Below are 18,140 nucleotides of genomic sequence, written 5' to 3' on the forward strand. Positions count from 1 at the left end.
CGTTCGGCGCCCGTTTATCCATGGCATCATGAGCAGGCAGGACGCGGAATGAGCGATCAGAAATTCATTTCCATACGTGGCGCGCGCGAACACAACTTGAAAAATGTCGATCTCGATCTGCCTCGCGACAAGCTGATCGTGATGACAGGCTTGTCCGGTTCGGGCAAATCTTCGCTTGCCTTCGATACGATCTATGCGGAAGGCCAGCGCCGCTATGTCGAAAGCCTTTCGGCCTATGCGCGCCAGTTCCTCGAAATGATGCAGAAGCCGGATGTCGACCAGATCGACGGCCTGTCGCCCGCCATTTCCATCGAGCAGAAGACGACGAGCCGCAATCCGCGCTCGACGGTCGGCACCGTCACCGAAATCTACGACTATATGCGCCTGCTCTTTGCGCGCGTCGGTGTGCCCTATTCACCGGCGACCGGCCTTCCCATTGAAAGCCAGACGGTCAGCCAGATGGTCGACCGCGTCATGGCGCTGGAGGAAGGCACACGCCTTTATATCCTCGCGCCCATCGTTCGCGGCCGCAAGGGCGAGTACAGGAAGGAGCTGGCGGAGCTTCAGAAAAAGGGCTTTCAGCGCGTCAAGGTCGACGGCACGTTCTATGAAATCGCCGATGTTCCGGCGCTCGACAAGAAATACAAGCACGATATCGATGTGGTGGTCGACCGTGTTGTCGTGCGCCCGGACCTTTCGACCCGCCTAGCCGACAGCCTTGAAACCTGCCTCAAGCTTGCCGAAGGTCTGGCGGTTGCCGAGTTTGCCGACAAGCCGCTGCCACCCGAAGAAACGGCGGAAGGCGGCGCTGCCAACAAGTCAGCCAACGAAACCCATGAGCGCATTCTGTTTTCGGAAAAGTTCGCCTGCCCGGTTTCCGGTTTCACCATTCCGGAAATCGAGCCGCGCCTGTTCTCGTTCAACAATCCGTTCGGCGCCTGTCCGACCTGCGATGGTCTCGGCACGCAGCAGGCTATCGATCCGAACCTGATCGTTCCCGACGAAACGGCCGCCTTGAAGGATGGCGCGATTGCTCCATGGGCGCGCTCCTCTTCGCCCTACTACAACCAGACACTGGAAGCGCTTGGCAAAGCTTACGGCTTCAAGATCGGCGCAAAATGGGCTGATCTTTCAGAAGAAGCCCGGCAGGCCATTCTTTATGGCACCAAGGGCAAGGAAATCACCTTCCAGTACGATGACGGCTTGCGCTCCTATCAGACGACAAAGCCCTTTGAAGGCGTGATTCCCAATCTGGAACGCCGCTGGAAAGAGACCGATTCGGCCTGGTCGCGCGAGGAAATCGAGCGCTTCATGGCCTCGACGCCCTGCCCTGCCTGCAACGGTTATCGTTTGAAGCCGGAAGCGCTGGCGGTCAAGGTCGGCATGAAGCACATCGGTGAAATCACCGAAATGTCGATCCGCAAGGCCGATGCCTGGTTCCGCGACATTGATGGCAGCTTCAACGACAAGCAGCGCGAGATTGCCGCGCGCATCCTCAAGGAAATCCGCGAGCGCCTGCAATTCCTCAACGATGTCGGCCTGGATTATCTGACGCTGGCGCGCAATTCCGGCACGCTGTCGGGCGGCGAAAGCCAGCGCATCCGGTTGGCTTCGCAGATCGGTTCCGGCCTGACGGGCGTGCTTTACGTGCTGGACGAGCCGTCCATCGGCCTGCATCAGCGTGACAATGCCCGTTTGCTCGACACGCTGCGCCATCTGCGCGATCTCGGCAATACGGTCATCGTGGTCGAGCATGACGAAGATGCGATCCTGACCGCCGACTATGTGGTGGATATCGGCCCGGCGGCGGGGGTCCATGGCGGCAAGATCATCGCTCAGGGGACGCCGCAGGACGTGATGTCCAATGCGAACTCGCTCACCGGCAAATATCTGTCGGGCGCGATGGAGGTTGCTGTTCCGGCGGAACGGCGCAAGATTTCGAAGTCCAAGCGCATTCGTGTGGTGGGCGCGCGCGGCAACAACCTGAAAAATGTCTCGGCGGATATTCCGCTCGGCACGTTCACTGCCGTTACCGGCGTTTCAGGCGGCGGCAAGTCCACCTTCCTTATTGAAACGCTGTTCAAGGCGGCTTCGCGCCGCATCATGGGTTCACGCGAGCATCCGGCAGAACATGACCGTATCGAAGGGCTGGAATTTCTCGACAAGGTGATCGACATCGACCAGTCGCCGATTGGCCGCACGCCGCGCTCCAACCCGGCAACCTATACCGGCGCCTTCACCCCGATCCGCGACTGGTTCGCGGGCCTTCCGGAAGCCAAGGCACGCGGCTATCAGCCGGGCCGCTTCTCGTTCAACGTGAAGGGTGGACGCTGCGAGGCGTGCCAGGGCGATGGCGTCATCAAGATCGAGATGCACTTCCTGCCGGATGTGTATGTGACTTGCGATGTCTGCCACGGCAAGCGCTATAACCGCGAAACGCTGGAAGTGCTGTTCAAGGGCAAGTCCATCGCCGATGTGCTGGATATGACTGTCGAGGAAGGCGCGGAGTTCTTCTCTGCCGTGCCTGCGGTGCGCGACAAGCTGGAAACGCTCGTCAAGGTGGGCCTTGGCTATATCAAGGTCGGGCAGCAGGCAACGACGCTTTCGGGCGGCGAAGCGCAGCGCGTGAAGCTTGCCAAGGAACTGTCGCGCCGCGCGACGGGCCGCACGCTCTATATTCTGGATGAGCCGACAACCGGCCTGCACTTCCATGACGTGGCGAAGCTTTTGGAAGTGCTGCATGAGCTGGTCGAACAGGGCAACACGGTCGTGGTGATCGAGCATAATCTGGAAGTCATCAAGACCGCCGACTGGGTGATCGACCTTGGACCGGAAGGTGGCGATGGCGGTGGCGAAATCGTCGCGGTGGGCCGTCCGGAAGATATCGTGCAGGAGAAGCGCTCCTACACGGGCCACTTCCTCAAGGAACTGCTTGAGCGCCGCCCCAAGCGCGATTCAGAGGCTGCGGAGTAGGAATGGCTTCACCTATGTAGAAGCCGCCCCCGTTGATACCTATCCCCACGGTTTTTTTGCTCTTGCCAACATGGCTGGCCCTTTTTATCGCCACGTGTGGGATAAGGTGCAAACAATCTTACCGATGGGGATAGACATGCGGCACAGCATTCTTAGCCTGGTCGTTTGTCCAGTACTGGCGCTCACTGCTACGCCGCTTTTTGCTGACACGGCCAACATTCTTGATCACTACAAAGCCACCATGGAAATTCTGGTGGGCGACCTCACCAACCCAGAAGCAAATCGCAAGAAGATTTTCGACGGTCTTGATGGAGACTGGTTTGCGATCAGCACATTGCAGCCAGCCGAAATCGATCCAGCAAAACTTGATCTGTTTTGCAAATCCTCGAGTCTTGGAAGAATAGCTGTGCGGGTTCTGAACCCGTATTCATTCGAAGCGACCACCGCGCCCGCCAGCAAAAACCCGTCATCCACCATTTATACGGCCCGCTCTGAAAACCAGTTCGGTTCATATACTGACGTTCAGCCGCTTGTGCGCAGGCTGGGAATTGCTGATGGGGACGCTGTTTCTCCGGCGGAGAAGCGAATGATATCCGCGATATTGCAGAGGAATAACGGTGTTGTGACCATTACGCGCCCCTATGACGATATGCTGCTCATTCGCTCTCCAGACACGGTTTTGATTATGGCGCGATGTCCACAGCAGGACACTCAGTGAGAGAGCCGTATCCTTTTGGCTGCGAAATGCTTCCGGATTCCGTTATTTGAGCAGCTTTAACCGATATCGATCAATCATCCACAAGTGGAGGATCTGTACCGCAATCAGTGCGATCAGCACTATGCCCACCGATTTTGCAGTGTATTTTTCGGGATCCTGCTCTGCAGCCCAAATGAGTATACCGGCCAGCACGGCGTAAAGCACAGGGGCAAAGGCTAGACCCAAAACGCGCGGTGCCGTCCAGTTAACCTGGCCTGACAGCCCCCACTGCATGGGAAGCCGCTCAACAAGCTCCGCAAACCGGCTGTTAGCGGCCACCGCCAACAGCACGCTTAATGCAAAACCAATTAAACCAACGGCGAGCATATCCGGATATGCTGATTTCCACTTGAAGAAGTCGGTATTGCGTCATCTCACGCCAAGCGTGTTACCCGCCTTGATCCATGCGTCGATTCCGTCGGCGGCCGCACGCCCCATCGCGAAACAGGCCGTCAGAAGATAACCACCAGTGGGCGCCTCCCAATTGATCATTTCTCCAGCAACGAAAATGCCGGGAAGCTTCTGCAGCATGTAGTTTTCGTTGATTTCATGCCACCGAATACCGCCAGCCGACGAAATCGCTTCCTCTAGCGGGCGCGGGCGAATGAGCGGGATGGAAAGCGCCTTGATTGCAGCGGCCAGCGCTTTGGGGTTTCTGTCACGCGTAAACTCGGTGAGGAGAGCGGCCTTCACGCCGGTGAGACCTGCTGCCTTGCGCAACAGGTTGGTGAAACTCATTTTTGCATCCTGCCGGGCGATATCATTTTCCAGCCGCTCGAGAGTTCGTCCGGGAACAAGATCAAGCCTCAGAAACGCGCTGCCGTTGTCCCGTAAACTATCGCGCAGAGCTGCCGCGTGCGCATAGATAAGGCTTCCCTCGACGCCGCCGCGTGTAATGACAAACTCGCCTTGTGTTGTACCCGCATCGGACGTTGCAGTGACAGACTTTACCGGTTCACCCGCAAAGCGTTCGGCAAACAAATTGCTCCAGGCAACATCAAAACCACAGTTGGCAGGGCGAAAGGGCGCAACGTCAATCGATTTGCGCTGAAACTCATCGATCCAGAACGCGTTCGAACCCAGCTTTGGCCAGCTGCCGCCGCCAAAGGCAAAGAGCGCAGCATCGCATGTAATCACCTCAACGCCGTCCGGGTTTTCAATTCGCAGGCCGTTGCCTTCGAAACCGAGCCAGCGATGCCGGGTAAGAATACGAACCTTCTGATCTTCCAGACGTTTTACCCATGCACGCAAAAGCGGCGACGCCTTCATCGCTTTTGGAAAAACCCGGCCCGACGAACCGACGAACGTGTCGGCTCCCAATTCGTCTGCCCAAGCACGCAATTCGGTCGGTCCCAAAGCAGTCAAGGCTGCCAACAGGCGTTCACGGCTTGCGCCGAAGCGTTGGGTGAATGTTGGAAAATCTTCCGAATGCGTGATGTTCAGGCCGGACTTTCCGGCAAGCAGAAACTTGCGTCCGACCGTGGGCATCTGCTCGTAAATCGTAGCGCAGTATCCCAGAGCCGACAATCTTTCGGCGGCCATCAGACCGGATGGACCGCCTCCGAGAATGACGATATTGCCCTTCATGTTCAAAGCCAATGAAGCATCAATCCTGCTTCTCCAGCATTTCCTTAACTGTCGTCGCCAATTGCTTGAGCGAAAACGGCTTCGGCAGGAATCCAAACTTGGCATCAGCAGGAAGATTGCGCGCAAAGGCGTCCTCAGCGTACCCCGATACAAAGATGAACTTTATATCCGGATGCGTCTTTCGCAATTCCCGCAGCAATGTCGGGCCGTCCATTTCGGGCATGACCACGTCCGATACGACAATATCGACCTCACCGCCCAGCTCTTCCATCACTTCCAGCGCTTCGACACCCGACGCCGCTTCATGCACCGTGTAGCCGCGCGACTGGAGCGCGCGCACCCCGCCCATGCGGACTGCATCCTCGTCTTCCACCAGAAGAACCGTCGCGGAACCGGAAAGATCCGTGGCTTTCTCGACTTTCTTTTCCTTCACGACGACAGGCGCATCGTCTGCACGCTTTTCCTCTATGTGACGCGGCAGAAAGATCTTGAACGTCGTACCTTTTCCGACTTCGGAATCACAATAGATGAAGCCGCCCGTCTGCTTGATGATGCCATAGACCATCGACAGGCCGAGGCCAGTGCCCTTGCCGACTTCCTTCGTGGTAAAGAATGGTTCAAAAATCTTCTCGAGCACATCTGCGGGAATACCGGTTCCCGTATCTTCGACCTCGAAGACCACATAATCCGCTTCCGGCAAATCGCGATAGTGAAGCTTCGCAGCTTCCTGAACCGGGACGTTGCGGGTGCGCAGCGTAATTTCACCACCTTCCGGCATGGCATCACGTGCATTCACCGCCAGATTGACCGCCACCTGCTCGAACTGCCCGAGATCGGCCTTGACTGGCCATAGATCGCGTCCATGATCGATCTTCAGTTCGATGTCCTTGCCGACGAGGCGCGCCAAAAGCATCCGAAGGTCGGCCAGAACATCGGTCAGGTCGAGCACTTCCGGACGCAGCGTCTGACGGCGGGAGAAGGCCAGCAACTGGCGTACAAGCGAAGCGGCGCGATTGGCGTTCTGCTTGATGTTCATGATGTCGGGGAAAGACGGATCGGACGCACGGTGGTTGGTCAGCAGCAGATCCGACGACATAATGATTGCTGTCAGAACGTTGTTGAAGTCGTGTGCTATGCCGCCTGCGAGTTGTCCGACGGCTTGCATCTTCTGGCTCTGCGCCATCTGGTTTTCGAGTGCCTTCTGCTCGGTCGTCTCGACGGCTGAGATAATCGCTGCTTCTTCGGCGCGCTCGCCACCCAGATCGGTAACAGGACTCATATAGAAACGGATATGCCGTTCCTCATTGCCCGGCAGCACCGTATCAACGGGCGAAATGCTTGCCTGCCCTGCGAAGGCAGCCGCAAGTGCCCTGTTGAATGTCTCCCGGTCACGCTCATGCACCACAATCTCAAGCTTCGCATTTCCGTCGATCGCGTCACGATCAACGACCGGAGCGAAAATATCAAGGAAACGAGCATTGGTGCGCAATATATGTCCGGCGGAATCAACCGCAGCGATGGCCATCGGAGCCGAATTGAAGAAGCGTGTGAAGCGCACTTCCGCGGAACGCAACGCCATCGACGAATCTTCTCCCTCCGCGCGATCCAATACGATAGTGCGGCTCGTACCGCGTGTTCCATCGCGCGCAGCCTGCACTCGGTGATAGAAGCGAACAGCAAGGCTCTGCCCATTACGCTTGATGAGATCGAGATCAATAACAGTGTTGCGGCTTGTACCCGGTTCGGCCTTTACGGCCTTGATCAGCGCCATTCCACTGCCCGCCACAATGTCGTTGAGTGTCAACGACCCCGGAGTGAACTGGGTGAGGTCTACGCCTAGCCATTCGGCAAGTGTCGCATTGAGATAGATAATCCGACCGGAAGGGTCGGCGGAAAAAAAGCCTGCCGGCGCGTGATCGAGGTGATTGATCGCCTCCTGCAACTCCTGAAAAAAGCGCTCCTGTTCGGCACGTTCGTCCGAAATATCGGCGATCTGCCAGGCAACGAGCGGGCTTTTGAATTCCTGCCCCGCTTCAATGGGGCGTGCCTTGATACGGTACCAGACTGGTGCGAGGGCCCCTGCCCCTTCACGGGAAAGACCGCCCGAAATGCGCACCTCTTCTTGCGCCGACAGGCCATCGCGCACGGCATTCGTCAAGCGGTATATGGCGTCGGATGCCGCCGGTTCCGCCGTCAGCACATTATCGAGCGAGCGAACGCCTTCCGCATTCGCGACGCCCGTCATCAAAGCATAGGCCTGGTTGGCGTAAACGATCTGACCACGCGCGTCGGAAATGACTGTCCCCTCGGGCTGCGAATCCATGAAGGAATGTGCGAGGTCCTGCTCGCCGTTCTTCTGGCTGAATTGAATGAGACCTGTCGCTGCGCCAAAAAGGTAGAACACGCCCACCATCGACAGAATGCCCATGAGGACAAGGGCAAATCCATCTCCAAGTTGGTCGCGAAACGCAAAATAGGCGATAGCAGCGACCGTCAGAAAAATGCCTGCAGCCAGCAGGCGAACGGCTCCGCTGCGATTGCGCTTTGGCATGACGAGCGGTTTCGGGTAGGCGTTTTCCGTCTGTCGCGACATCAAGCCAGCTGCCCTTCCATGTTGCGTGGCTGAACATCAACGGGCATTGGGGTGCCATGCATCGTTTTGATCAGCCAAGACGTCATTTCAATCATCCGCATATCCGATTTTCTCGAATGCACTTTTTCGCGCAGTTCAGCTATCGCGTGGGAACGCGCAGCCAATATGTCAGGGTATACCCGATTCGCAGAATGCTTTAATCCGCGAGCAGTACAAGCATTGGCGCACTGAAACGGTGCAAATTGGACTTTTTTGCACCGTTTTGCCTGGGGATCATATATTTCCCGCATTTCCAACAAACATTCCCAAGGCTTAGAAATTCAACTACTGTATGAACTATGTGATGATGTGGAGGTCGGGGGAAGCGCAGTCTCCATTCGTCGCATGTTTTCGTTTATTGTATAAGAGGGTATCCGCATGAAGGAATGGCTCAGCGGCATCGTTGGAGAGAGCGCGGCTAATATTGTTGGCTTCATCCTAATATTTGCGATCATTCTTTGCGGAATTTTCGTTGTTCTCAGTATTATCCGCCGTTTCGGCGGCGGTACTTACGTCTCCAACGGGCGTACGCGGCAACCGCGTCTTTCTGTGATGGATGCGGCAGCCGTCGACAGCCGACGCAAACTGGTCCTTATTCGCCGCGATGATGTGGAACACCTGCTGCTCATCGGCGGGCCAACCGACGTGGTGGTGGAGCAGAATATCGTCATGGAATCTCGGGCCCATGCGCGTGTGCAGCCTTCGCGGATAGAGCCAGAACACATTGAACGCTTCAAACAGCACGAAGCACTGACCAATGAAAAGGCGGAGCGCCCCGCTCTTTCGCTGCAAACGCCGCTGGCAGACGAGAAGGACGAAGCGATCCAGATCAGCTCGGCAATCGAAACACCGGCCTATCGCAAACCCGAACCGGCACGAGAAGATCCTGTTCGAGAGGCTGTTACGCCTGCTCGTGTTCCACCGCAAGCCCCTACTGTTACACCTAGCCCGCCGCAACCGCCTGCCGAACCGAAATCGGCTCAACCTGCACCGGCTCGGCCACAACCACGTCCAGCACCCAATTTTCCGTCACAGCCTCGCACAGTACTGCCTCCCCGCCCCGCGCCAATGCAGTCACAATCAACACGCGCCCACCCGGCTTATCCATTAAGCCAGGTTTCGCGCGGTGTGGTCAGCTCAACATCTTCAGGCGGAGCCACTGCCAATGTTGCTGCCGCCGCATCGGTTGCCTCTGCAAATCTAGGAAGTATTGTGCCCGAGCGGGAAACAACGACCACGGAGAAATCTCCGCTTGACGTAACCGGACCTACGGTGTCTGCGACAGCAACCCCGGCGTTCACGACACCTTCTGAACCAAAGCGCGTCGAACCTGAAATCACGAGTACGACGTCAAAGCCGGTAGGTTCCGAGGCAGCCTCAGCACAAACACCCGGCGACGACCTGGCGGACCTCGGCAGTGCGTTGCACGACGCGATCACTGCAGACATCAATTCGCAGAGCCCGTCCAGCGATGACGCCATGGAAACGACCTCGTTCGATACTGAATTTTTCGAAAATGAGCTTCTGAGTTCGCTTGATATTTCGGCAACGGACGATGCGCTGGAAGACAAGGCCAAAGACGATATCGAGGACGAAATGGAAAAGCTTCTCGGCGAATTGGCCAAGGACGGAATTCATAGAAATTGATTTCCTGCCAAAGTTATCGCGATAAAAAAATAGGCTGCGGAAACGCAGCCTATAATTTTTTCAAACCGCCTCGAGCCTAGTCGTCGCGATAAACTTTTTCCCGGCGCTCATGGCGCTCCTGTGCTTCAATTGAAAGCGTAGCGATCGGACGCGCATCAAGCCGCTTCAAGCTGATAGGTTCTCCCGTTTCCTCGCAGAAGCCGTATGTTCCTTCATCAATACGGCTCAGGGCCGCGTCAATTTTTGAGATCAGTTTGCGCTGTCTGTCGCGAGCTCGCAGCTCGATTGCCCGATCCGTTTCGGAGGATGCCCTATCCGCCAGGTCGGGGTGGTTTGCATTTTCCTGCTGTAGCGCCTCAAGCGTTTCGCGCGCTTCTCGCAGAATATCGTTTTTCCACGCGATCAGCTTCGCACGGAAGTAAGACTTCTGCCGCTCATTCATGAACGGCTCGTCTTCAGTGGGCCTATAGTCAAGGTCAATCAATTCACTCATTCTGAATTACCCCACATCTAGGAGACGCGAGCGGTTATATAGTTCCATAGCAACAAGGACACAATATCAAACAACCGTATCCCACTACTTTTTAGTGCATCGATTTTGTATGATTTTGCACTAAAATTATGCAACTCGAAATTGGACGTAAAAAGTTGTTTTTTAGACTTTCAGAAGAACTTCAATTGATTGCTGCTAAAGCGGGTATATTTTCCTGTCTCCGACGCCATTAACCTGGGGTGGAATTGCCTGCCCAATAATTGAGCATCTATCCCCTGTAAATAATGCTGACAGACATCAAAAAATCGGGAGAATGGGCTGCCGGACTGCTCAATTGCGCTCCAATTATGGCCGAAAGCACTCTTCAAAATAGCTTGGAACGTTACAGATGAGTCGTTTGCTTCTCCTAAGACATGCCAAAGCCGCGTGGGCAAAACCCGGAATGAGGGATTTCGATCGACCGCTCGATCAGGAGGGGAAAGCTTCGCTCGACCGCCTTGCAAGGGCGATGAAATCAATCGAGCTTTATCCCGATCAGGTGGTTCTTTCCAGTTCGTGCAGAACCAAGGAAACCGCTTATGGCATTATTGATCGTCTGGAGATAGAGATCGAAACCATTATCGATGACACAATCTATAGCGGCGGCGCGGCTGACTATATGCAAGCCATACGCAAACATGGCAATGTGCAGACGCTGATGCTCGTGGGGCATAATCCCAACATAGAAGATCTGGCGCTCGCCTTGTGTGGCGATGGCAACAAGGACGGTCTTTTGAAGCTCCGCGCAGGCTTTCCAACGGCCGCTCTCGCGAATATCGCGTTTCCCGCTTCGCTGCAGGAGCTCGAGCGCGGCGCCGGTTATCTCGATAGCTTTATCCAGAGCCATTAGAGCGCCGCGCGCGCTGTGGGACACACAAAGGACGCTCTAATCGAAGAATTGCGCCTTGCGAAAATGGACCCGATTTTCTGGCCAACGCTACAGATTTTCCTTAAGTACAATGACATTCCTTGCCAAGACATCAGAGGCAACCCTATCTATACCGCTGACAGATCAGTGATTTCCGCGAGGGTTAATTGGCTAAGCTGACAAGTATTGGCGACGAAGCGAAGATCGCACTCGATACGCTAGCAGATCGTGCGACCGGGTTATTGTCTCCATCATTGCGGCTCGGTGTGACCGGTTTGTCGCGGGCCGGAAAGACGGTCTTCATCACAGCTCTCGTTCACAATATGCTGCACGGCGGCAGGCTTCCCATGTTCGAAGCCTATAAATCGGGCCGCATTTCGCGCGCGCTGCTCGAACCGCAGCCGGATGATGCCGTCCCCCGCTTTCAGTATGAAGAGCACCTGTCGGCATTGATCGATGAGCGCATCTGGCCGGACTCCACTCGCGCTATTTCCCAATTGCGCCTGACAATCGAATATGAATCCGCTTCCGCATGGGGGCGCTGGCTGTCACCAGGCAAGCTTTCGGTCGATATTGTAGATTATCCCGGAGAATGGCTGCTGGATTTGCCTTTGCTCGGCAAATCCTATGCTGAATTCAGTGCGGATTCTTTTGCTCTGGCCCATGAGCCGACACACAAGGACCTGGCTCAGCAGTGGATCGCCGAAGCGTCGCTAGTCACGGTTTCCGAAAAGGCAGACGAACTGACCGCACAACGACTGGCAAAGAGCTTCACGGCTTATTTGCGCGCAGGCAAAGCCGACGAACGCGCTCTGTCGACCTTGCCGCCGGGACGCTTCCTGATGCCGGGCGACCTCGAGGGTTCACCCGCGCTGACATTCGCTCCGCTTCCCGACCTTAAGCCGGACGATCTCAAGGCTGGCTCGCTGGGCGCAATGATGGAACGGCGCTACGAGGCCTATAAAACCTATGTCATCAAACCCTTCTTTCGCGAACACATTGCGCGGCTGGACCGGCAGATCGTGCTTATTGATGCCATGCAGGCGATGAATGCAGGAGGCGCGGTCGTTGCCGATCTGGAGCGCGCGCTCACCGATATCCTCTCCTGCTTCCGTCCGGGACGCTCGAACCTCCTGACCGGCCTGATCCAGCGCCGGATCGGACGCATCCTTGTTGCAGCGACGAAGGCCGATCATCTGCACCATGAAAGTCATGACCGTCTGCAAGCCATCGTGCGGCGTCTCGTGGAGCGGGCCATAGAGCGGGCTGATTTTTCCGGTGCGGATATTGATGTCCTCGCAATGGCCGCGGTTCGCGCCACCCGTGAAGCAACGGTGACACAGGGCAAGGAAACCCTCCCCGTCATCGTTGGCACACCATTGAAAGGCGAGAAGATCGATGGTGAAGTGTTCGATGGTGAAACAGAAACGGCTATATTTCCCGGCGACTTACCGAAAAATCCCAATGCAATTTTTGAAGAGTCTTTTGCGCAGGATGAGCCAGCGATCCGTTTCGTCCGCTTCCGTCCGCCCAAGCTGGAGCGGACTGTGGAAGGCATTACGTTGTCCCTGCCTCATATAAGGCTGGATCGCGCCTTGCAGTTTCTAATTGGGGATCGTCTTGCATGACAGAGAAGACACCGCGCAAGCCCGCTTCATTCACGGTAAGCCAACCCTCCGCCCGCACAGAAACAACGGACGAAGCGCCGCGCCGCCCGCGTGCGGTCCGAGACCTTGACGAGATTACAACACAACCGGATATTTTCGCTTTGAGTGAGGAAGAAGCGGCAGAGCTTGAAATCCTGGATCCTTCGTTTGAAGCGCCCGAACGCAAGGGCTGGTCGCTCAGCAAAATATTATTCGGTGCGCTCGGCATACTTGTCTCCTTCGCCGTGGGCATTTGGACCGAAGATCTAATCCGGTCACTGTTTTCTCGCGCGGATTGGTTGGGTTGGACCGCTTTGGCCGTCGCTATCATCGCCCTCGCCGCCTTTATTGCCATCATCATCCGTGAGTTGATTGCCCTGCGCCGCCTCGCTTCCGTGCAGCATCTTCGCAAGGATGCGGCTGATGCGGCTGAGCGGGATGATATGGCCGCAGCTAGAAAAGCGGTGGACGCCCTGCGTTCGATCGCTTCAGGTCTGCCTGAGACAGCCCGCGGACGCCAGCTTCTGGACGGTCTGACCGACGATATTATTGACGGACGGAACCTGATCCAGCTTGCTGAAACGGAAATTCTCCGGCCCCTCGACCGCGAAGCACGCGCACTTATTCTGAATGCTTCAAAACGCGTTTCGATTGTCACAGCCATCAGCCCGCGTGCACTCGTCGACATCGGCTACGTCATTTTTGAATCGGCTCGGCTGATCCGCAGGCTTTCACAACTCTATGGCGGTCGTCCCGGTACGCTTGGCTTTCTGAAACTTGCTCGCCGGGTTGTTGCCCATCTTGCCGTGACGGGCACATTAGCCATGGGAGACAGTGTGATCCAGCAGCTTGTCGGCCATGGCCTTGCCTCCCGGCTGTCAGCCAAATTGGGTGAAGGTGTGGTCAACGGTCTCATGACGGCGCGCATCGGGATTGCGGCCATGGATGTGGTGCGTCCATTTCCATTCAATGCAGAAAAACGCCCCGGAATCGGAGATTTCATCGGCGATCTTGCGCGGATAAGCGGCGAGCGAAACGATAGAAAGCATTCTGGAAAATAGCGATTTATTTCCGAAGCATTAACCATTCGCAACGATTATGGGCAGATAGAAATCTGCGCTAGAATCGAGCGATCCGGTGTATAGGCACATCCCCCTGAACCTGTACACGTCTCCATCAATCGGCTTATGGCAGAGTCGGAAAATCCGACAGTTTGCAAGACGCGACCAGCTTTTGGTCGTGACATGCTTAGAAACAACGAATAGGAATGACGTCCGATCAAGGTCGTGAATCCGGGACAGAGCTGAATATGAAGAATTGCATCGCCGCCTGCCTGACGCTGCTGCCCGTGTCATTTTCTGCCGCGCCGGTTCTGGCCGCTGATAAAGACAAGCAGTTCTTTCAGACGATAGAAGGCCAATGGTCGGGTCCAGGCGAAATCGTTGCCGGGAAATACAAAGGCACGAAGTTCGTTTGCAATCTCGCCGGATCGACACCGGATGAAAGCGTCGGAATGACACTCGACGGCACTTGCCGCGTGGGCGTCTTCTCGCAACCGATGAAGGCGACCGTCACCCGCGTTGGCTCCGCTTATTCCGGAAAATTCAACGATGGCGCCGAGGGCAAGGGGCTCGACGTTACATCGGGTTCCGTCAGCGGCAACAAGGTCGTTTTTGGCCTGAACCGCAAGCAGCTCAACGGTGCGATGCTGGCGCGCATCTCTGATCCAAATACGATGAACGTGACGGTTTCTGTTCGCGTCGACAAGGAGCTTGTTCCGGTCATCGGCATGAACCTGAAGCGGATCGATAATATCGCAGTCGGCAGCATCGCCAAGAACTGACCGGAACCCTATTCGCGCCACCAGCCCGCCTTCGTGCGGGCTTTTTCTATTCCGGACTGCTCGATCCCGGCATTCCACTCCGCAACCGTCCGGCCTGCGATTTTCAGACACGGCGCGATATCGTTCAGTGGCACGAGAACGAAAGCCCGCTCGTGCATACGCGGATGCGGCAGTTCCAAGGCGGCATCCGTCATAATGACAGCCCGCCCCGCTTCATCCTCCATTGCCAATATATCGATATCGATGATGCGTGGCCCCCACCTCTCGAGCCTGACACGCTTCAAGGAGCGTTCCACATCAAGACAGGTCCCAATCAACTCCAATGGCTGCAAGGACGTTTCGACTTCAGCGCAGGCATTGTGGAACCACGCCTGATCCGTCTTCCCCCACGGCGGTGTGCGATAAACTGCTGAAACAGCCACGACAGTCGTGTCGATCCGTTCGTCCAGCATGCGCAATGCCTTGCCCATTGAAGCGACAGGATCGTCGATATTTCCGCCGAGCCCCAACCAGGCGCGGTAAGTTCCGCCCGTGTTCACTGCGGGTAGACCACGGTAACTTCAACATGATCCAGCACGCCAGGCACCGGCGCGTTCGGCTTGCGCACCGTGATTTCCGCGCGCTTTACCTGCGGAAACCGAGCCGCCAGCGCTTTAGCAACGTCGAGAGCCAACGTTTCGATCAGATAGCGTTGACGGCCCGTGATGATGTCCTGAATGACAGCGAATGCGATACCGTAATGCACGGTGCCATCAATATCGTCATTCTCCAGCGCGTTGCCCGGATCGACATCAAGAATGGCATCGACATAAAAACGCTGGCCGAGCTTGTGCTCTTCATCGAAAACGCCGTGGTGCGCAAAAAACGCGCAATTCATCATTCGGATCGTGTACACGGCTTCACTTTCTGTTTTCACTGCGTCTTGATTGCAGGATATCATCTGCAACGGCAAGTGCGTCTCTATTAAAAGCGACATTGTGAACACGGAAGATGTCGGCACCCGCCAAGCGCAGTGCCACCGACGTTGCTGCAGTTCCTATGTCACGGTCAAGCGGATTATCCCTTCCCGTCATACCGCCAACAAAACGTTTGCGCGATGTACCGACCAGTAAGGGAAACCCGAATTTCTGTAATTCATCCGCTCTGGCCAACAGCGCAACATCTTCGTCCTTGTTTTTGCCGAAGCCAAAACCGGGATCAAGCACAATACGGGATTCTTCGATGCCTGCTTTTTGCGCAATATCCAGAGAAACATTCAGGAACGAGAACTGATCTTCGATGACATCGTCAAGAACCTGTCGGTCCCGGCTGGTGTGCATGATGACCAATCCTGCCCCGCTTTTTTGGGCTACATGAGCAATTTCCGGTTCGCGCTGGAGCCCCCAGACGTCATTGACGATATGCGCCCCGGCATTGACGGCGACCTGCGCGGTTGCTGCGCGATAAGTGTCGATGGAAATGATGCAATCGTATTTCTGTGCCAATGCCTCAATGACGGGCACCACTCGCGCAATTTCCGTTTTGACATCGACGGCAGCGGCCCCAGGCCGTGTCGATTCCCCTCCCACATCAATGATTGTCGCGCCCTCGGCGAGCATCCGCCCGGCTACTTCGACGGCCCTTTCTAACTCGTTGTACTGGCCGCCATCGGAAAACGAGTCGGGCGTAACATTCAATATGCCCATGATGACGGCTTTCTCTCTCACCTGGAGGCTTCTTCCATGAGCGAGGTGCCATTCTTTCGTCATAGCGAAATGTTCCTGTGCCATTCTCCGTGCCACTTTTCATTGCAGCGAGGTTGCAACCAACCTCGCCTGAAGTAATTTTGTGAAGGGCGTTATAGTTCTCTTGACGATTGCATGCCATGCTTGCGGCAGCAAAAAGCGAATTTCTTACTGGTCTTAGAAAGAGGTGCCCAGGACATGAATTTGACGAAGAAGGTTCTGGCTCTCAGTGCAGTTCTTGCCATCTTAGCTCCTCAGGCCGAAGCCGCATCAATCTTTCGCGAATTCAGCTATTATACTGTGAGCGGCAAAACCGCAGCCGACCTCGACAAGGCGCTTTCCCGCAATGGACCCTTCCTCAAGAAGACCGGCCAGCATCATCCCGGTGCTGCTGAAATCCGTTTCGATGCGAAGGTTCGCTATGGTCGCGCATCCGGGAAAGCCTGCAAGGTTCAGGATGTCTATGTGAATGTTCACGCAAAGGTCTCCCTGCCCCGTTGGAAACAGCGTCGCAAGGCTACGCCGGAACTGGCGTTGATCTGGGATACGCTGGTGCAGGATATTCGCCGTCACGAAGAAAGCCACATCGTCATCGCGCGAAGCTTTGCAAGCCGGATGGAACGGGAAATACGCGGCCTGCGCAGTCGCACGGATTGTTCTGTTCTTCGCGCTGATATCGATAAAGTGACTGCTCGCCTCATGGAAGCGCATGACAAGGAGCAGCAACGGTTTGACCGGGTTGAAACGATCAATTTCGAGAACCGCTTTGCACGCCTGCTGACTTATCGCATGGAGCGCGCCCAACAGGCTTCCAAATAGAAGTGAAGTGACTAGCGCAATTCGCGCCGTATGGCCTGCGTCATCAAGGCAGCTTCATGAAACCCCGACAGGATGAGCTTCAGCTTCCCCGGATAGTGACAGGCGTCCCCGATAGCGTAGACCTTCGGACTTGAAGTTTTGAAGGTCTCGGAACTTACGGCCAGCGTATTGCCCGTTTTCACTAGTGAAAGCTCTGCAAGCGGATCAGGACGGACGACCTGTCCATTACCGGTAAATGCTCCGAGACCGGATGCAATCACCGCAGCGCGCGCTTCAAGCTTGTCCCCATTGCGGGTAGCGACAGTGACGCCCTCTTGATGGATGGAGATGTCGTCCACAATCCGATTGAAGCAAAAAGCCGGATCATATGGCGCGATCTGTTTCAAAAGCCGTTCGACAAGCTCCTCTCCTATGATTTCAGGAAATCCGGGTATGTCGTAAATTGGCTTGTCAGCATAGAGTGCCGTGCATTGACCACCAGGCCGGTCGCAGGCGTCTAGAAGGTGACATCTGAAACCAAACAGCCCGAGCTGAAAAACAGAGAAGAGTGCGACAGGCCCGCAGCCGATGATGACAATATCGCTCTGCGGCTCCGCCCCCATCACATCACCGTTCTGCGGACGCTCAGTTCTGACGCTCCGGTACCTGTACGACAAGGCCGTCAAGGTCGTCCGACACCCGAATCTGACACGATAGGCGCGAGGTGGGGCGAACTTCATAAGCGAAGTCCAGCATATCCTCTTCCATTGCGTCAGGCCCGCCGACGGTATCCGTCCAGTCCTCGTCCACATAGACGTGGCAGGTTGCACAGGCACAGGCACCACCACATTCCGCATCGATGCCGGGAACACCATTGCGAATGGCAGCTTCCATCACACTGGACCCATTGTCGGCTTCGACTTCGGTCCGGGTCGCGCCGTCAGCTGATACGAATACGATCTTCGTCATTTTCATTCCTTGAAACACGCAAGTTCCGCGCGATCTTTGTTTTTGGCGTTTGTCGCTGTCTCGGCGCAAAACGCAAATAAGCCGAGGATGGCAGATACGGCGTTCTGCAGATAGTTTCAACCTTGACCGCGCGCTTGTCTGCAACTGCGCCAATATGCCGTGCA

Annotated in this window: 17 protein-coding genes; 8 read left to right on the forward strand and 9 right to left on the reverse strand. The window is 55.9% G+C overall.

Annotated features, from left to right (window positions below):
- The first annotated feature begins 48 nt into the window (after positions 1–48).
- Positions 49–2,973, forward strand: a complete 2,925-nt coding sequence (gene uvrA / locus J9800_RS06835) for an excinuclease ABC subunit UvrA (RefSeq protein ID WP_114215348.1) — start codon at positions 49–51, stop codon at positions 2,971–2,973.
- The gene (locus J9800_RS06840; RefSeq protein WP_162792630.1) at positions 2,933–3,691 is read left to right on the forward strand and encodes a hypothetical protein; all 759 of its coding nucleotides are present in this window, start codon (positions 2,933–2,935) and stop codon (positions 3,689–3,691) included. The genes uvrA and J9800_RS06840 overlap by 41 nt, the downstream gene beginning before the upstream one ends.
- A 42-nt stretch (positions 3,692–3,733) precedes the next feature.
- Here J9800_RS06840 and J9800_RS06845 read toward each other — a convergent pair whose 3' ends face one another.
- From J9800_RS06845 to cckA, 3 genes are read right to left on the reverse strand one after another with little or no spacing between them, the layout of a single operon-like run.
- On the reverse strand, positions 3,734–4,057 hold the full coding sequence (locus J9800_RS06845) for a hypothetical protein (RefSeq protein WP_114215346.1): 324 nt from the start codon (positions 4,055–4,057) through the stop codon (positions 3,734–3,736).
- A gap of 42 nt (positions 4,058–4,099) precedes the next feature.
- Positions 4,100–5,317 (reverse strand): TIGR03862 family flavoprotein, encoded by a 1,218-nt coding sequence (locus J9800_RS06850; RefSeq protein WP_114215345.1) that lies wholly within the window; start codon positions 5,315–5,317, stop codon positions 4,100–4,102.
- A gap of 19 nt (positions 5,318–5,336) precedes the next feature.
- A complete protein-coding gene (gene cckA / locus J9800_RS06855; RefSeq protein WP_114215344.1) occupies positions 5,337–7,910 on the reverse strand; it encodes a cell cycle histidine kinase CckA in 2,574 nt (857 codons plus the stop codon).
- A gap of 417 nt (positions 7,911–8,327) precedes the next feature.
- Between cckA and J9800_RS06860 the strand changes: the two genes are divergently transcribed.
- A complete protein-coding gene (locus J9800_RS06860; protein ID WP_114215343.1) occupies positions 8,328–9,596 on the forward strand; it encodes a flagellar biosynthetic protein FliO in 1,269 nt (422 codons plus the stop codon).
- 76 nt (positions 9,597–9,672) lie between these two features.
- Here the strand turns inward: J9800_RS06860 and dksA are convergent, their stop codons facing one another.
- Complete coding sequence (dksA, locus tag J9800_RS06865) at positions 9,673–10,089, reverse strand: RNA polymerase-binding protein DksA (RefSeq protein WP_006466858.1); 417 nt, start codon at positions 10,087–10,089, stop codon at positions 9,673–9,675.
- A gap of 388 nt (positions 10,090–10,477) precedes the next feature.
- Here dksA and J9800_RS06870 point away from each other — a divergent pair, with 388 nt between their 5' ends.
- The 4 genes from J9800_RS06870 (at position 10,478) to J9800_RS06885 (ending at position 14,485) form a co-directional block, all read left to right on the forward strand.
- Positions 10,478–10,978, forward strand: coding sequence for a SixA phosphatase family protein (locus tag J9800_RS06870; protein WP_114215341.1), 501 nt, complete (start codon positions 10,478–10,480; stop codon positions 10,976–10,978).
- A 185-nt stretch (positions 10,979–11,163) separates the two neighbouring features.
- On the forward strand, positions 11,164–12,624 hold the full coding sequence (locus J9800_RS06875) for a YcjX family GTP-binding protein (RefSeq protein WP_114215340.1): 1,461 nt from the start codon (positions 11,164–11,166) through the stop codon (positions 12,622–12,624).
- Entirely contained in the window at positions 12,621–13,703 is a 1,083-nt protein-coding gene (locus tag J9800_RS06880) for a YcjF family protein (RefSeq protein WP_114215339.1), read from the forward strand. Before J9800_RS06875 ends, J9800_RS06880 begins: the two co-directional genes overlap by 4 nt.
- A 248-nt stretch (positions 13,704–13,951) precedes the next feature.
- Positions 13,952–14,485, forward strand: a complete 534-nt coding sequence (locus J9800_RS06885) for a hypothetical protein (protein WP_114215701.1) — start codon at positions 13,952–13,954, stop codon at positions 14,483–14,485.
- An 8-nt stretch (positions 14,486–14,493) separates the two neighbouring features.
- Here the strand turns inward: J9800_RS06885 and folK are convergent, their stop codons facing one another.
- The 3 genes from folK to folP form a co-directional block, all read right to left on the reverse strand.
- The gene (folK, locus tag J9800_RS06890; protein WP_286167508.1) at positions 14,494–14,955 is read right to left on the reverse strand and encodes a 2-amino-4-hydroxy-6-hydroxymethyldihydropteridine diphosphokinase; all 462 of its coding nucleotides are present in this window, start codon (positions 14,953–14,955) and stop codon (positions 14,494–14,496) included.
- Between the two features lie 65 nt (positions 14,956–15,020).
- Positions 15,021–15,380: a dihydroneopterin aldolase gene (gene folB, locus J9800_RS06895; protein ID WP_006470502.1), complete on the reverse strand. Its 360-nt coding sequence runs from the start codon at positions 15,378–15,380 to the stop codon at positions 15,021–15,023.
- Positions 15,381–15,384: 4 nt separating this feature from the next.
- A complete protein-coding gene (gene folP / locus J9800_RS06900) occupies positions 15,385–16,233 on the reverse strand; it encodes a dihydropteroate synthase (RefSeq protein WP_114215700.1) in 849 nt (282 codons plus the stop codon).
- 174 nt (positions 16,234–16,407) lie between these two features.
- On the opposite strand from folP, the gene J9800_RS06905 reads away from it, so the two are divergent.
- The gene (locus J9800_RS06905) at positions 16,408–17,028 is read left to right on the forward strand and encodes a DUF922 domain-containing Zn-dependent protease (protein ID WP_114215337.1); all 621 of its coding nucleotides are present in this window, start codon (positions 16,408–16,410) and stop codon (positions 17,026–17,028) included.
- Between the two features lie 11 nt (positions 17,029–17,039).
- Here the strand turns inward: J9800_RS06905 and J9800_RS06910 are convergent, their stop codons facing one another.
- Both J9800_RS06910 and J9800_RS06915 read right to left on the reverse strand, forming a co-directional pair.
- Positions 17,040–17,630, reverse strand: coding sequence for an NAD(P)/FAD-dependent oxidoreductase (locus J9800_RS06910; RefSeq protein ID WP_112591772.1), 591 nt, complete (start codon positions 17,628–17,630; stop codon positions 17,040–17,042).
- A 22-nt stretch (positions 17,631–17,652) separates the two neighbouring features.
- Positions 17,653–17,976, reverse strand: coding sequence for a 2Fe-2S iron-sulfur cluster-binding protein (locus J9800_RS06915; protein ID WP_114215336.1), 324 nt, complete (start codon positions 17,974–17,976; stop codon positions 17,653–17,655).
- Positions 17,977–18,140 lie beyond the last annotated feature (164 nt).

Source organism: Ochrobactrum sp. AP1BH01-1 (genome assembly GCF_018066705.1).
Lineage (GTDB): Bacteria > Pseudomonadota > Alphaproteobacteria > Rhizobiales > Rhizobiaceae > Brucella.